This window comes from Enterococcus viikkiensis (assembly GCF_005405345.1).
Classification (GTDB): Bacteria; Bacillota; Bacilli; order Lactobacillales; family Enterococcaceae; genus Enterococcus_A; species Enterococcus_A viikkiensis.
Genome location: NZ_BJDW01000029.1, coordinates 15,070 through 30,387, shown reverse-complemented (window position 1 = coordinate 30,387; position 15,318 = coordinate 15,070). Strand labels below are relative to the sequence as shown.

11 protein-coding genes and 1 pseudogene are annotated in these 15,318 nt (G+C 41.1%); 5 read left to right on the top strand and 7 right to left on the bottom strand.

Annotation, left to right across the window (positions count from 1 at the left end):
• Window positions 1-77: 77 nt before the first annotated feature.
• Window positions 78-272, bottom strand: a pseudogene (locus tag FFM67_RS11400) (deoxynucleoside kinase); the annotation flags it as partial.
• A 346-nt stretch (window positions 273-618) separates the two neighbouring features.
• On the opposite strand from FFM67_RS11400, the gene mvk reads away from it, so the two are divergent.
• Genes mvk through fni form a run of 4 tightly spaced genes read left to right on the top strand, consistent with a single transcriptional unit; the run spans window position 619 to window position 4,664 of the window.
• The gene (gene mvk / locus FFM67_RS11395; RefSeq protein WP_137614673.1) at window positions 619-1,560 is read left to right on the top strand and encodes a mevalonate kinase; all 942 of its coding nucleotides are present in this window, start codon (window positions 619-621) and stop codon (window positions 1,558-1,560) included.
• Window positions 1,553-2,542 (top strand): diphosphomevalonate decarboxylase, encoded by a 990-nt coding sequence (gene mvaD / locus FFM67_RS11390; protein WP_137614672.1) that lies wholly within the window; start codon window positions 1,553-1,555, stop codon window positions 2,540-2,542. Before mvk ends, mvaD begins: the two co-directional genes overlap by 8 nt.
• Window positions 2,543-3,631 carry a phosphomevalonate kinase gene (locus FFM67_RS11385; RefSeq protein WP_137614671.1) on the top strand — a complete coding sequence of 363 codons (1,089 nt, stop codon included), beginning with the start codon at window positions 2,543-2,545 and terminating at the stop codon, window positions 3,629-3,631.
• Complete coding sequence (gene fni / locus FFM67_RS11380) at window positions 3,621-4,664, top strand: type 2 isopentenyl-diphosphate Delta-isomerase (protein WP_137614670.1); 1,044 nt, start codon at window positions 3,621-3,623, stop codon at window positions 4,662-4,664. The genes FFM67_RS11385 and fni overlap by 11 nt, the downstream gene beginning before the upstream one ends.
• Window positions 4,665-4,727: 63 nt before the next feature.
• Here fni and FFM67_RS11375 read toward each other — a convergent pair whose 3' ends face one another.
• From FFM67_RS11375 to FFM67_RS11355, 5 genes are all read right to left on the bottom strand, one after another.
• On the bottom strand, window positions 4,728-5,192 hold the full coding sequence (locus FFM67_RS11375; protein WP_137614669.1) for a hypothetical protein: 465 nt from the start codon (window positions 5,190-5,192) through the stop codon (window positions 4,728-4,730).
• 168 nt (window positions 5,193-5,360) lie between these two features.
• Window positions 5,361-7,961, bottom strand: a complete 2,601-nt coding sequence (gene adhE, locus FFM67_RS11370; protein ID WP_137614668.1) for a bifunctional acetaldehyde-CoA/alcohol dehydrogenase — start codon at window positions 7,959-7,961, stop codon at window positions 5,361-5,363.
• A 273-nt stretch (window positions 7,962-8,234) separates the two neighbouring features.
• A complete protein-coding gene (yajC, locus tag FFM67_RS11365) occupies window positions 8,235-8,594 on the bottom strand; it encodes a preprotein translocase subunit YajC (protein ID WP_137614667.1) in 360 nt (119 codons plus the stop codon).
• A gap of 85 nt (window positions 8,595-8,679) precedes the next feature.
• Complete coding sequence (gene tgt, locus FFM67_RS11360; RefSeq protein ID WP_137614666.1) at window positions 8,680-9,825, bottom strand: tRNA guanosine(34) transglycosylase Tgt; 1,146 nt, start codon at window positions 9,823-9,825, stop codon at window positions 8,680-8,682.
• 223 nt (window positions 9,826-10,048) lie between these two features.
• Complete coding sequence (locus FFM67_RS11355; RefSeq protein ID WP_137614665.1) at window positions 10,049-12,691, bottom strand: cation-translocating P-type ATPase; 2,643 nt, start codon at window positions 12,689-12,691, stop codon at window positions 10,049-10,051.
• An 850-nt stretch (window positions 12,692-13,541) separates the two neighbouring features.
• On the opposite strand from FFM67_RS11355, the gene FFM67_RS11350 reads away from it, so the two are divergent.
• Window positions 13,542-13,988, top strand: coding sequence for a DUF305 domain-containing protein (locus tag FFM67_RS11350; RefSeq protein WP_137614664.1), 447 nt, complete (start codon window positions 13,542-13,544; stop codon window positions 13,986-13,988).
• A 233-nt stretch (window positions 13,989-14,221) separates the two neighbouring features.
• Here the strand turns inward: FFM67_RS11350 and queA are convergent, their stop codons facing one another.
• Entirely contained in the window at window positions 14,222-15,253 is a 1,032-nt protein-coding gene (gene queA, locus FFM67_RS11345) for a tRNA preQ1(34) S-adenosylmethionine ribosyltransferase-isomerase QueA (protein ID WP_137614663.1), read from the bottom strand.
• Window positions 15,254-15,318 lie beyond the last annotated feature (65 nt).

The following is a 15,318-nucleotide window of genomic DNA, read 5'->3' as shown; positions in this document are numbered from 1 at the left end:
AATTCTTTGGTCAGAACTATTTTGAGTGTAGCACAAATGGCTTTTTTAGTTGTCTAGCTTAATTTTACAATCGGCGTACTATCAAAACGTTTATTTAAGAAATAGATTTGCAATAAAAATGCGTACTGCTCTGGATCAGCATAAAATAGCGGCAACACTTCATTATCATCAATCGATTCATAAAAAGCCTGACTTCCTAGATGCTCTGACAGCATTGCGGTCAAACTTGATTTCCCTGCTCCAATGGTTCCTGCTAATACGATCACGCTCATAAACCCCCAACTCGTTTCATACAAAATATAGTGCGTATTTTTCAACTTATCCAATATACCCCCAATATCTTGTAGCGTCAAACAAAATATCTACAGAAAAACAAACTTTATTCTTCTAAGGAATGTTTAAAAAATCATAGCTTTTCAAAAACTTTTCAGCGGTTTCGTTTACTTGTAGGCCTTCTCTGAGTAAAATGGGAGAAGACTAAAATGGCTTATTACTATTAAATAATAATTTCGTTTATAATAAAGAAGTTGAGAAACATGAATTTTTCTCAATGAAAACAATAGTTAAACAGATAAAAATAAAAAATACATACTCTAAAACGAAATAGGGGTTTTTTTAATGAAATCGATTGGCACGGGTTATGCCAGTGGAAAAATCATCTTAATGGGGGAACACTCGGTTGTTTATGGAGAGCCGGCGATTGCCTTTCCTTTTGCCGGAACAGGTATCCAAGCGACGATCAAGGCGAATAAACTTGAATCGTGGATTGAATCTAGCTTCTTCCACGGGCCGCTTTCAGCTGCGCCGAATACGATGCGCAACGTAACGGTCTTACTGTGGTATTTAGTAAAACATTTTAAAATTCCAGAACCTTTCTATTTAAAGATTGAAAGCTCGATTCCAGCCGAACGGGGAATGGGTTCAAGTGCTGCGGTCGCAGTTGCGATTACCCGGGCTGTTTTCGATTGGATGGAAGAGCCGGCGACACAAGAAAACATCTTACACTTTGTCAATCAAGCGGAAGCGGTGGCCCATGGCAACCCCAGCGGTATTGACGCGACGACAATTAGCGGGACCGAACCGATCCTTTATCAAAAAGGCATCGGTTTCCAGCCTTTCCAATTAAACATGGATGCTTTTTTAGTTGTGGCTGATACTGGTGTTAAAGGACAGACACGCAAAGCGGTAAAAGATATCGCTAAGCTGATGGAGCTGCGCCCTTATGAAACCAATCAGCAAATGCGGACACTTGGGCAATTAACCAATCAAGCTCAGCAAGCTGTTTTACAAAATAAACCTCGTGTCTTAGGCGACTGTATGAATCAAGCTCAGGGTCTCTTACGCTTATTAGGTGCCAGCAATCACAACTTAGACCACCTAATCGAGACAGCGTTAGAACATCACGCATTAGGTGCAAAGCTAACCGGCGGCGGCCGCGGGGGTTGCATGATCGCTCTGGCAGAAAATGAAACAAGCGGACGCCAGCTACAGAAAACTTTATTAAGCGCTGGCGCACGTGATACATGGATTGAAGGGTTAGGTGTCTACGCACATGTTTAGTGGTAAAGCTCGAGCTTATACGAACATCGCCTTGATTAAATATTGGGGCAAAGAAAATCAAGAACTAATCATTCCAATGAACAATAGTTTATCCTTAACATTGGATGCTTTTTATACTGAAACAACCGTCACTTTTTCCGAAGAGCTGACGGAAGATCGTTTCTACTTAGACAATCAACTGCAAGATCCGAAAGCGACCTTAAACGTGAGTCGCTTTCTTGATTTAGTTCGCCAAAAGACAGACTGCAGCCTTTACGCGACGATAAAAAGTCAAAACTTCGTCCCAACAGCTGCTGGACTGGCCTCTTCTGCTAGTGGGTTGGCCGCTTTGGCTGGCGCTGCTAGTGCAGCATTAAATTTAGCCTTATCACCGGCAGAATTGTCGCGGCTTGCACGTCGGGGTTCCGGCTCCGCCTGCCGCAGCATTTACGGCGGCTTTGCAGAGTGGCAAAAAGGGACTAGTGACGAGACTTCTTATGCAGTCGAAGTACCAAGCAATGGCTTCGAGGATGAGTTAAGCATGCTTTTTGTCGTGGTCAATGATGCTCAAAAAGATATTTCTAGTCGCGATGGCATGCAGCGCACCGTCGAAACTTCCGCTTTTTATGACGGTTGGCTACAAACTGTTCCACAAGATTTGCAAAAAGCCAAACAAGCCATTGCTGAAAGAAACTTCGCTGCTTTAGGAGAAGTTACCGAAGCTAGCGCGTTAAAGATGCACGGTACAACCTTAGCCGCGAATCCGCCATTCACCTATTGGTCGGCAGAAAGCATGCAGGCTATGAATCTTGTCCGTCAAATCAGAACTGCCGGCATTCCCTGCTACTTCACAATGGATGCTGGACCAAATGTCAAAATTTTAGTCGAACGTAAAAATGAAGCAATGGTTCAGGCGGCTTTAGCCGAGCATTTTGCTCCACAACAATTAATCCTTGCTCACGCAGGACCAAAAATCGAAATTTTATCAAAGGAGGACGCGTAAATGATTGAAGTATCTGCTCCTGGAAAACTTTATATCGCTGGTGAATACGCCGTTGTAGAACCAGGACATCCCGCGATCATCGTAGCCATCGACCAATTCATTTCCGTCTCCATTGGACCGGCCAAAAAAAGCGGAAGTATCCAATCCGCCCAATATAGCGATCTCCCCATACGTTGGACTCGCCGGAATAATGAATTAGTCCTAGACATTCGTGACAATCCTTTCCATTATATTTTAGCGGCGATTCACTTCACTGAGAAATACGCCCAGGAAAAAGGCAAAAAATTGGCCTTCTTCGACTTAAAAGTTACGAGTGAGCTGGACAATTCTAACGGCCGAAAATACGGTCTAGGTTCCAGTGGTGCCGTCACTGTGGCAACAGTCAAAGCATTGAATGCTTTTTATCAACTAAATCTTTCGCAGTTAGAATTATTTAAATTAGCGACCCTCGCTCATTTAAATGTCCAAGGCAACGGCTCCTGTGGAGATATCGCTGCCAGCTGTTACGGCGGTTGGTTAGCCTTTTCTACCTTCGACCATGACTGGGTCTTAAAAAAATTGACGACCGAAAAATTAACTACTCTAATTGAAAATGACTGGCCGAATTTGCAGATTGAACCACTACAAGTTCCAGAAGATTTGCGCCTATTAATTGGCTGGACGGGCAGTCCGGCATCGACATCTGACTTAGTCGACCAAGTCCATCAATCACGGGATGAAAAACGTACCTCCTATGAAACCTTCCTGCAAGACAGTAAAAACTGCGTGGAAAAAATGATTCAAGGCTTTAAGCAAAATGATATCGCCTTGATCCAACAAATGATTCGTGAAAACCGTGCGTTATTGAACCAATTGACAACGATTAGTAACGTCTTGATTGAAACCGAGGAATTGAAGCGTTTGAATGATCTCGCTGAACAGTATGGTGGCGCGGCAAAATCTTCCGGTGCTGGCGGCGGAGATTGCGGTATTGTGATTGTTGACAAACGTGCAGGAATCCTACCTCTAATGAGCTCTTGGGAGAAGGCGGGTATTACACCACTGCCCCTTCACGTCTATCATTTTACGGAGGATCGCCATGAACCGTAAAGACGAACATGTTTCATTGGCCCGAGCTTTCCATCAAAAAACAAAGGAAAATGATTTTGATGCGATTCGTCTGTTGCATTCTTCCATCGTAACGATACGTCCCGAAGAGGTCGATTTAAGTACCGAAATTCTGGGTCTAAAATTAAGCGTTCCTTTTTACATCAACGCCATGACTGGCGGCAGCGAAAAAACAAAAAAGATCAATCACGACTTGGCCATCATCGCTCGCGAGACGGATCTAATGATGGCAACTGGTTCTGTCAGTGCGGCGTTGAAGGACCCAAGTGTGGCAGATTCCTACACGATTGTCCGAAAAGTGAATCCTCATGGCCTGATTCTGGGCAATATGGGGGCTGGTCGAACCAGTGAAGATGCCAAAAAAATCATGGAGCTGTTGCAAGCAGATGGATTACAAATTCATTTGAATGTTCCGCAAGAATTAGTCATGCCTGAAGGCGATCGTGATTTTCATGAATGGCCACAAAATATCCAACAAACCATTCAAACACTGAATGTTCCGGTCATCATCAAAGAAGTCGGTTTTGGCATGACACGTGAAACCCTTCAACAATTACAAGCATTAGGAGCACAGGCGATCGATGTTTCTGGTCGCGGTGGCACTAGCTTCTCACAAATTGAGAACGCTCGCCGGAAAAAGCGGGAACTCACTTATTTGGATGATTGGGGCCAATCAACGGTCGTATCCCTTTTGGAAGCCCAGTCAGTGACTAATCTGACCCTTCTCGCTTCCGGTGGCATTCGTGATGCCTATGATATTTTTAAAGCTTTGTGTTTAGGTGCCAAAGCCGTGGGTATTTCGGCGACGATTCTTGATCAGCTAATGAGTGATGGCATCGAATCCACTATTGCTATGATCGAAGACTGGAAAATTCAGCTGCACCGTTTGTATTTACTGACGAACAAAGCAACAACAGCAGAATTAAGCCATAACCCGATCATTTTAAGCGGTGCACCTAAAGAATGGTGCCAAGCCCGCGGGATTGATTACAAACAATTAGCGACACGTAAATAAGAGGCTGAGATCTTTTAGATCTCAGCCTCTTATTTCACGAATAAACAGTGAGTATGGCACCTTCTATCGTCGCAACAGACGTTGGAACCAGCTCTTCTTTTCACCGATGCGGATTGTCCCGCTTATTTTTTTTGCTTCCAACAAGGATTGAAATAAAATATTGTCTTGCAACAACAGCTGATTGATCACTAGCAATCGTTTAAAGATACGCTGCTGCTTCTCATTTATTACCTGTTCGCCTTCAGCAACCGCAACGTGGAGATATTGCCGTTGAATCATTTTCATTAGCTCATATTGCTGTGTCAATAAATGATTGATTTGTTTGATCTCTTGAGGAACCACAGAAATTTTCGCATTCGAAGGAGCCAAGCCATTCAATGCGGCTACATAGTCTTGCATATCTAACATAAAAATATGATTTGCCTTACTGGCCATCAATTTTTTTTCATTTACTAGATAGTCAATCAACGCGCCTAATCGCGCATTGGATTCACCTAATTCTTGTATCTCACGCTTTAAATTTTCCATGACTTCGAATCCTTCCCCAAATTCTAATTCTAGTCTATCGTTTTTTGAGGGGCAGAACAATCAAAGAGGTTCATTTAATCTAAATAAAATGATTTTTTTAAATAAAAGGCTACATTTACATTAGATTCAAAAAAAGAACCCCCACGAAGAGAGTTCTTTCATTAAACGTTATGCTTTGTAATCGTAAGCGGTCACGATGATTTCTTTCAACTCGCTGATCAATGGTTCTTTTGGATTTGCTGTTGTACATTGGTCTTCATACGCAAGTTCTGCCATCCGATCAACCGTTGTATTCAATGTTTCTTGAGTCACGCCTTGCGCTTTCAAATTCATATCGATACCAACAGTCACACCTAAGTTGTAAACTGCTTCGATCAATGCGTCAACTAATTCTGCATTGGTATTGCCTTTAAGTCCTAAGAACTTCGCAATATCCGCATAATCAGAATCTGCACGGAAGTAGTCATATTTAGGGAACATCGCGTGTTTTTGTGGATCTTTGGCATTGTAACGAATAATATGTGGCAATAGAATTGCATTGGTACGTCCGTGAGGAATCCCATATTCTCCACCAATTTTATGAGCGATAGAATGACAAATTCCTAAGAAAGCATTGGCAAAAGCCATGCCTGCCATTGCAGAGGCATTATGCATTTTTTCACGAGCTTCCGGATCTGCTGTTTTAACTGATGTTTCAAGATTGTCAAAGACCAATCTGATTGCTTGTAAACTCAAACCACGAGTATAGTCAGAGGCCATCACAGATACGTAAGATTCAATTGCATGGGTCAATACGTCCATTCCGGTATCTGCGGTAACAGAAGCTGGTACGGTCATAACGAATTGCGGGTCAACGATTGCTACATCTGGTGTCAACGCGTAATCTGCTAATGGGTACTTCACGTGTGTTTCGCTATCAGTGATAACGGCAAATGGTGTCACTTCAGAACCTGTACCAGAAGTTGTTGGAATACATACGAACTGAGTTTTTTCAGGTTTGCCGATATTATACGTCCGTTTACGAATATCCAAGAATTTTTGTTTTGCGCCGAAGAATGAAGTGTCTGGGTGTTCAAAGAACATCCACATCCCTTTCGCCGCATCCATTGCAGAACCGCCACCTAATGCGATAACTGTATCCGGTTGGAAATCATTGAACATTTCTAACCCTTTATACACTGTATTGGTTGAAGGGTTTGGTTCAACATCAGAGAAGACTTCGATTTTCACGTCATTTGTACGACGTCCAAGAACTTCACGAACGATATCTGCATAGCCAAATTGAACCATACCAGGGTCACAAACAAGCATTACACGCTCAACGTTTTCCATTTGTGTCAAATACAATAGAGAGTTCTTTTCGAAGTAGATTTTTGATGGTAGCTTGAACCATTGCATATTATTTCTCCGTTTCGCTATAGTTTTAACATTGATTAAGTTAATAGCAGATACGTTTTTAGATACAGAGTTCTTCCCGTATGAACCACAACCAAGTGTCAATGATGGGATCATTTCATTGTAAATGTCACCGATTCCGCCTTCTGCAGATGGTGAATTCACTAAAATACGGCAAGCTTTCATACGTAAACCAAATTTCACTTGCAAGTCTTCGTCTTCTGTATGAATTACCGCTGTATGACCCAAACCACCTAACTCAAGCATGCCTTGGCAAAGATCAAAACCATGTTGATGATCATTTGATTTGATCATCGCTAAGACTGGAGAAAGTTTTTCACGAGATAGTGGGTAATCTGCGCCAACACCATCCAATTCAGCAATCAGAATTTTTGTGCCAGCTGGAACTTTGATTCCTGCACGTTGCGCAATATCTTCAGCTGAATGTCCAACGATTGCAGGATTGACTGCATATTTGCCTTCGTTCATTACAGCATCTTCTAATTTTTTCAATTCATTTTTCTTCACAACATAAACTTGATGTGCTTGGAATTCTGCTTTTACATCTTCGTAGACTTCTTTATCTACAATAACAGCTTGTTCAGAAGCACAAATCATCCCGTTATCAAACGATTTTGATACGATCAAATCATTGACCGCACGCTTGATTTTCGCCGTTTTTTCAATGTATGAAGGAACGTTCCCAGCACCAACACCTAACGCTGGTTTACCAGTAGAGTATGCTGATTTAACCATGCCTGGTCCGCCTGTCGCAAGAACGATGGCTACGCCTGGGTGATTCATTAACATTGATGTTGCGTCGATCGATGGTTTTTCGATCCATTGGATACAATTTTCAGGAGCGCCTGCCGCGATTGCCGCGTCACGAACGATACGTGCAGCTTCAGCAGAACATTTTTGAGCGCTTGGATGGAAAGCAAATACGATTGGGTTTCCTGTTTTTAAGGCGATCATTGATTTGAAAATTGTTGTAGATGTTGGGTTTGTTGTAGGTGTTACCCCACATACAACGCCAACAGGTCCAGCAACTTCGATTAAGCCTTTTTGTTTGTCTTCGCCGATTACGCCAACAGTTTTATCGTTTTTGATACTATTCCAGATATATTCTGATGCATACATATTTTTGATTGCTTTATCTTCAACGATTCCACGACCGGTTTCTTCAACGGCCATTTTTGCTAATAGCATATGTTTATCTAATGCTGCCATTGCCATCTCATGAACGATATGGTCAACTTTTTCTTGATCGAAATCTTCCATTTCTTTCAATGCAACATTTGCTTTTGCTGCTAATTCATCAATTACTTGCTCAACGCTGACTACTTCTTTTTCTTTTTCAATCGCTTTAGCCATGTGTATCCTCCTAAACATTTTTGTGTTCTTTTTCACATACCAATCATACAACACCTCCAGTAATTTGTAAATAGTTTTTGTGATTTTTTTCACATCTTATTTTTTATTGTAAAACGTGATGAATACAGCTTTTTATAACAAATGCTTTTTTTAAATAAATTATGATACCATTTTTTCAAAAGAACTTTTTTCACAAAAATGATCAAACGAACAAAACAATCCACAAAAAAAGAGTGGAACAATACTGCTCCACTCTTCAAACGGCTTCTTCGTTTATTCTTTCTCTTCGGGTTTTTCTTCGACAACTGTTTCTTTTGGTTCTGTCATTTCCGGTGTAACAACTTCTGGTTCAACTGGAGCTGTTGCTGGACGAACGTTGGCAGATACTGTTCTGATCGATGCACGATCAAAGACTAAATAAATGCCTTCACAGTCCAAGGTAACCGTTTTGTCATTCGTATTAATTTCATGAATCACGCCGTGTAATCCACCGATTGTTACGACATCGTCGCCAATTTTCATCGCATCCAAGACGTTTTGGCGTTCTTGCTGTTGTTTCTTTTGAGAACGGTTCATCATAAAGAACATTCCCAGCATTACCACGATCAAAATGATCATTGAAAAGCTTCCCATTTTATATTTCCCCTCGCATTCTTAGTAAATCCACTTCTAACTGTAACAAAATTTCTAACGTTTCACTAGCTTTTTTATTCAGACTTTAGAAACTTTTTGCGTTTTGTTTATTAAATCCATATTCTTCAAAGAAGGCTTGACGAAATCCTAATAAGTTGTCATCCATGATTGCTTGACGAACTTGCTTCATCAAGTTGATTAAGAAATATAGATTATGATAAGAAGTTAGACGAATACCAAAGGTTTCATCACAATGGATCAAGTGACGAATATAAGCACGCGTATAATTACGACACGTGTAGCAATCACATTTTTCATCTAATGGACGAAAATCATGAGCATATTTCGCGTTTTTAACAACTAAGCGCCCTGCTGATGTCATACACGTACCGTTACGAGCGATCCGCGTTGGCAATACGCAGTCAAACATATCCACGCCGCGAATCACACCGTCGATCAATGAATCTGCTGCACCCACGCCCATCAAATAGCGCGGTTTATTTTCTGGAATTAATGGTGTCGTAAATTCTAATACACGATTCATTTCTTCTTTTGGTTCTCCGACAGAAAGTCCGCCGATAGAATAACCAGGGAAATCCATGCTAACAAGATCCTTGGCACTTTGACGACGCAAGTCTTCAAACCCAGCACCTTGAATGATCCCGAATAATCCTTGCGTTGTTGGGTTAGCGTGCGCTTTTAGCCCGCGTTCCGCCCAGCGCGAGGTCCGTTCCACTGATTTTTTCACATAGTCATAGCTTTCATCAAACGGCGGGCATTCATCAAAGCTCATCATGATGTCAGAACCTAGTTTATTTTGGATATCGATCGCTTTTTCTGGTGATAAGAACATCTTCGAACCGTTCAAATGGTTTTTGAAATGAACACCCTCTTCAACGATATTCCGCATATCCGCTAATGAGAACACTTGGAAGCCACCTGAGTCCGTTAAGATCGGTTGATCCCAGTTCATGAACTTGTGCAAGCCGCCTGCTTCCGCAACAAGATCTTCCCCAGGCCGTAGCCATAAATGATAGGTATTGCTTAAAATAATGCCCGCACCCATCTCCTTTAAATCTTCTGGTGACATTGTTTTAACCGTTGCCAATGTGCCTACTGGCATGAACATTGGTGTTGGAAACGTTCCATGAGGAGTGATAATCTCTCCCAAACGTGCGCCCGTATGTTTTTCTTTCTTTATTAAACGATAAGAAATGGCAGGTTCAGTCATTCAATTTCCTACTTTCTTCTATATGTATTGTTTATGTATTTGTTTGCAACTTGTATCATAATAATGGTTTTATAGTAGTTTTGCAACTTTCCTTCCAGACTTTAATGCTTCTTATAGAAAAGCTGTTCACAACCACTCGAAAGATTTTTTGATGTATTCCAATTACAAAAAAAAGCCTTCGATAGAAAATCCATCGAAGGCTTTTTAAAGATAACGCCACTACTTAAATATTTTCTGGATCGATCTCTGGTGCTTTGTGGAATTTGATTAATTCATTGACGAGGATCGGTACAATCGAAAGCAAGATTGCGATCACCCAATGATTCATACTAATAGGTACCAAATAGAACAATTCTTGCGTCTGAGGAACTAGTGCGATGATTGTCGTGAGCCCAATCGCTAACCAAGCCATTTGAGCCAACGATTTATTCGTAGCCAAGTCCACTCGAAAGATTGATTTCGCACTACGCACATTAAAAACGTGTAGAATCGATGAATATGCTAAAACTAAGAAGGCAACAGTTTGGCCGACTTCCAAACTTGGCGGAGTGAAATAGCTAACCTGGTCAACAAATGCTCCAATATAGAATCCACTCAACGTAACGATGGTAAAGACCACGGCATTCAATCCAATTTTTTGCCACAAGCCGCGAGCAAAGATCCCTTCATTTCGAGGAATAGGTTTTTCATCCATAATTCCTACTTCCGCCGGTTCACGACCTAATGCAAATCCTGGCAAGCCATCGGCCACAACGTTTACGAACAACAATTGAACAGCAGTAAACGGAGCGCCCCAGCCTAGTAACATCGCAATCACTACGATAAAAATTTCTGAAATATTACAGCTCAATAAGAAATTGATTGCCTTACGAATCCCTTGATAAACGGAACGACCTCGAGCTACTGCATCTACAATCGTCGCAAAATTGTCGTCGGTCAAAATCATATCCGCCGCACCTTTAGCGACGTCCGTCCCCGTAATTCCCATGGCACAACCAACATCACTAGCTTTCAAGGCAGGAGCATCATTGACGCCATCCCCGGTCATTGCCACAACGGCACCTGTCCGCTGCCATGATTTAACGATTCGAATCTTGTCTTCCGGTGTTACTCGTGCATAAACAGAAAGCTCTTTCACCTTTTCATCCAACTCTTCATCAGTCATTTTTTGCAACTGAGCGCCAGAAAGTGCTTCTTTGCGACTCTTCATGATCCCAAGCTCTTTAGCAATGGCCCCGGCTGTCAATACGTGATCGCCCGTAATCATCACCGTTTTAATTCCCGCTTTTTTGGCACGGGCAATCGCCGCTTTTGATTCTGGACGAGGGGGATCTATCATCCCGATCAAGCCCATCAAACGTAAATCTTTTTCTAACGCTTCTGACGTAATTTCTTTTGGTTCTTCCTCATGAATTGCGTAACCAACAGCAATCACTCGTAATGCTTTTTTCCCGAAGCGATCATTTACGATTGCCGCCTGGTCAACATCCCCATAATGAAATTTCGGCAATAACACATCAAAAGCACCTTTAGTAATCGAGATAAATTTCTTCCCACGTTTATGTACGGTAGTCATCATTTTCCGGTCAGAATCAAACGGAATCTCACCAATTCGTGGATATTTTTCTTCAAGCTCTGACTTTGTATGATAGTTTTCTTCCACGGCTCGAACAATCGCCGCTTCTGTCGGATTCCCTTTGATTTCTAATTCATTATCATCATTTTCTACAACAACATCGGTACAGAGAGCCGCCGTACTTAAAACTTCCATCGCCTCTTCTGTCATACCCTCTTCTGTATCAACAACAGAATCACCATGTGCCCAGACACGGCGTACCCGCATTTTGTTTTGGGTTAAGGTTCCGGTTTTATCGGAACAAATGACGTTGGCTGATCCAAGGGTTTCAACCGCCGGCAATTTGCGAATAATAGCATTTTTCTTCGCCATTTTTTGCACGCCAAAAGCCAAGGTTAATGTCACGATGACCGTCAATGTTTCCGGTACTGCTGCTACTGCTAATGAGATTGCAGTGATAAACATGTCCAACATTGGTTCGCCTTGCATTTCACCAATGAAAAATACAAAAGCCGCAGCTGCCAAAGCGATCAAACTGATCCGTTTACCTAAATGATTTAATCGTTTTTGCAGAGGTGTTTTTTGCGTTTCATCACTATTTAATAATCCGGCAATTTTCCCCATCTCGGTCTTCATACCGGTTTCCGTAACGATTGCCTTGCCACGACCGTTTACAACTGTGGAACCTTTGTACAGCATATTTAAGCGATCGCCTAGCGCTTCGTCTTCTTCGCCAATATACTCGGCCTCTTTCATGACGGGCTCACTCTCACCTGTCAACGCAGATTCTTCCACTCGCAATTGCGATGCTTCGACAATCCGAGCATCCGCGGTAATTAATGACCCGGATTCTAAAAGCAATGTATCTCCAGGAACTAATTCTTCCGCATCGATCTCTTGCTGCTTGCCTTCACGCAAAACAGTCGCCGATTGTTTGTTCATGTCCTGTAACGCAGATAGTGCTTTTTCAGCGTTGCCTTCTTGCACAATTGCTAAAACTGAATTGATCACGACAATCGCAATAATCAAAAAACTCTCAAAATAATCGCCCTGATCCGTAGCAATCGCCGTGTAAAGGGAGATACCTGCTGCCACAAGTAAAATAATCGTCGTGAAATCGGTCAGACTATGGAAGAATTTTTTCGCGACCGATTCCTTCGGCGCATCTTCAAATTTGTTTTTACCGTTATTTTTTAATTTTTCTTCAACCTTTTTTTCTGTTAACCCATTATCCAAATCAGCTTCATATTCCTTAGTCACAGTATCTGCTGTCTCTTTGTAGGATTGCATCCTATTCCTCCTCTTGTTATAAAAAACCTTCCTATATTATTACTATAACACAGAAACTGCGGCTAACTCAAAATAGACAACTCGTTTTTTGTCAAAAAGAAACGAATTGTATGCGCAAAAATAACCAAGAGCAATCGCTTTCATTTAATGGTGGTTTGTGCTATATTATAGATACAAGGAAGGAGGAACTTAGATCATTCGAAGGATTTCTCGATAAGGAAAGTAGAAAAAAATAAACACTAAAAATTGTTAGTAATACAAGATTCACCGAAAAGTTGTCAAAAGTATGCGTGTGAAGTATTTCCTTATAAATAGTGAATGCGTATCACAGGTTGAGTAACACTATCAAACACACAAGTAAAAAGATACGTAATTGAGAAAAAAGTTTCTTAAAACTGAATAAAAGTGAAAACGTAATAAGAACAAACATTTATGTTTATAGTCAAGAAATTCATGTAATACTTTGCATGTATCATAAAGTAATATAAAATTCGAATGAACTAATCCTTCCGAAATACTAAGAGCCAGGCTAATCGAGAGCCTGGCTTTTTTTGTGTTTATCTTGAATTGAAACAGTTCTGATTGAAACAGTTCTGATTGAGCCGTTCGGTAACGATTTAATGGAACAATTACGTATTATGGAATTGTAGCAAGCTGAGTATCACTTTAAGTCGAATGAGCTAATTAACCGTCTAGCTATTATGCTACCTTTACGAATTTTCTCCACCAAATTCATACTGATTTTTACTACTAACCTCCTCCTTAACATGCGTAACAGGTGCGATAAGCGTCATTATCCGTTAAAATAATAATTAACAAAGAAGAAAGTAAAAGGAAGGAGTAAAGATTGATGAACAGGTATGGAAAATTTTTGGTAATGATTGGTGTCTCGACACTCGTGATGTTCTTTATGATGTATTTTAATGTGTATGCGTTAGATCATATTTTTTTTAGTCGAACACGATTGTTCATGGCTTTGATGATGGGAGCAGCCATGGCGATCATTATGTTACTATTCATGTGGAAAATGTATCAAAACAAACACTTAAATCGAATTATTTTAACAGTTAGCGGGCTCATTTTTGCTGGTTCTTTATTTATGGTAAGAAGTCAAGCAACCATTCATGATACTGCGTGGATGAAAGCGATGATTCCTCACCATTCGATTGCGATCTTAACGAGTAAACGTGCGACCTTAGAAGATCCTGAAGTAAAAGAATTAGCAGAGGGGATTATTAAGACACAAGAAAAAGAAATCAAAGAAATGAAGCGATTAATCAAGAAGTTGGAAAAATGATGCGGCGATAATTATTTTGGCAATTGCCTCTTAAGGATCGCCTTTGATTGTATTTCTATTAAGTTTTGAAACACGCGATTAACTGCCTTACTCTGCACTTGATGCACACTTTTCCATTAATCGATATTTGTAGCATGAAAGCAAGCCGTTTCACTCGTTTCCAAATTGGATCAATGTTTTATTTTGTTTATACAAAAAAAAGCCAGCGAATTTCTCCGCTGGCTTTCATGATATTATTTTACAAACATTGCATCGCCAAAGCTAAAGAAGCGATACCGTTCTTCGATCGCGTGATGATAGGCAGCTAATGTTGCTTCTCGACCCGCAAATGCACTCACTAACATTACTAAAGTTGATTTAGGCAAGTGAAAATTGGTTGAAAAGGCTTGAACGACTTTGAATTCATATCCTGGGGTAATAAAGATATCGGTCCAACCGCTATCAGCTTTGATCTCGCCAGCAAATTTAGTCCCAATAGTTTCCAATGTACGGATCGAAGTCGTTCCTACTGCGACGATTTTCCCACCGTTATTCCGGACATTATTCAATTGAGTAGCGGCTGCTTCTGTTAAACGATAAAATTCACTATGCATTTGATGTTCAGCGATATTATCAACACTGACTGGACGGAAAGTCCCTAATCCGACGTGCAAGGTTAAATAAACCAGTTTGACTCCTTTAGCCGCGATTTTTTCTAACAGTTCCGGCGTAAAATGTAACCCCGCCGTTGGTGCAGCGGCTGACCCATTTTCTTTGGCATAGACAGTTTGATACCGTTCTGGATCATCCAGTCGTTCTTTGATGTACGGTGGTAAAGGCATTTCTCCTAAGGATTCTAGATTTTCTAAAAAGATTCCTTCATAAGAAAATTCTACGATTCGACCACCGTGTTCTAATTCTTGTTTCACTTCTGCTTTTAACCGACCATCACCGAAAACGATTTGCGTACCCACTTTGGCACGACGAGCAGGCTTGATTAACGTCTCCCATTCGTCCCCTTGCGTATTATTTAACAGCAAGACTTCTAAGTGACCACCAGTCTCAGGTTTTTCTCCATACAATCGAGCAGGCAGTACCCGCGTATCATTCATAACTAACGCATCACCGGCATTTAATTCATCAATAATCGCATCAAAATGCTTGTCCTCAATTTTTCCCGTTTGATGATCCAAAACCAATAAACGCGAGCTGTCACGTTTTTCGAGAGGCGTTTGAGCAATTAATTCTTCAGGTAAATCAAAATCAAAATCTTCAGTTGTTAACATAGCTTCTCCTCTTTTCCTCGGCTATTCTACCATGCAGAGGATTTCTTGAAAAGCCAAGTAGTAGC

What these genes read in the sequence shown, in the direction of transcription:
- adhE (WP_137614668.1), bottom strand. Translation starts at nt 7,961, where the DNA reads ATGGCTAAAGCGATTGAAAAAGAAAAAGAAGTAGTCAGCGTTGAGCAA.
- queA (WP_137614663.1), bottom strand. Translation starts at nt 15,253, where the DNA reads ATGTTAACAACTGAAGATTTTGATTTTGATTTACCTGAAGAATTAATT.
- mvaD (WP_137614672.1), top strand. Translation starts at nt 1,553, where the DNA reads ATGTTTAGTGGTAAAGCTCGAGCTTATACGAACATCGCCTTGATTAAA.
- FFM67_RS11355 (WP_137614665.1), bottom strand. Translation starts at nt 12,691, where the DNA reads ATGCAATCCTACAAAGAGACAGCAGATACTGTGACTAAGGAATATGAA.
- FFM67_RS11350 (WP_137614664.1), top strand. Translation starts at nt 13,542, where the DNA reads ATGAACAGGTATGGAAAATTTTTGGTAATGATTGGTGTCTCGACACTC.
- FFM67_RS11385 (WP_137614671.1), top strand. Translation starts at nt 2,543, where the DNA reads ATGATTGAAGTATCTGCTCCTGGAAAACTTTATATCGCTGGTGAATAC.
- mvk (WP_137614673.1), top strand. Translation starts at nt 619, where the DNA reads ATGAAATCGATTGGCACGGGTTATGCCAGTGGAAAAATCATCTTAATG.
- fni (WP_137614670.1), top strand. Translation starts at nt 3,621, where the DNA reads ATGAACCGTAAAGACGAACATGTTTCATTGGCCCGAGCTTTCCATCAA.
- FFM67_RS11375 (WP_137614669.1), bottom strand. Translation starts at nt 5,192, where the DNA reads ATGGAAAATTTAAAGCGTGAGATACAAGAATTAGGTGAATCCAATGCG.
- yajC (WP_137614667.1), bottom strand. Translation starts at nt 8,594, where the DNA reads ATGGGAAGCTTTTCAATGATCATTTTGATCGTGGTAATGCTGGGAATG.
- tgt (WP_137614666.1), bottom strand. Translation starts at nt 9,825, where the DNA reads ATGACTGAACCTGCCATTTCTTATCGTTTAATAAAGAAAGAAAAACAT.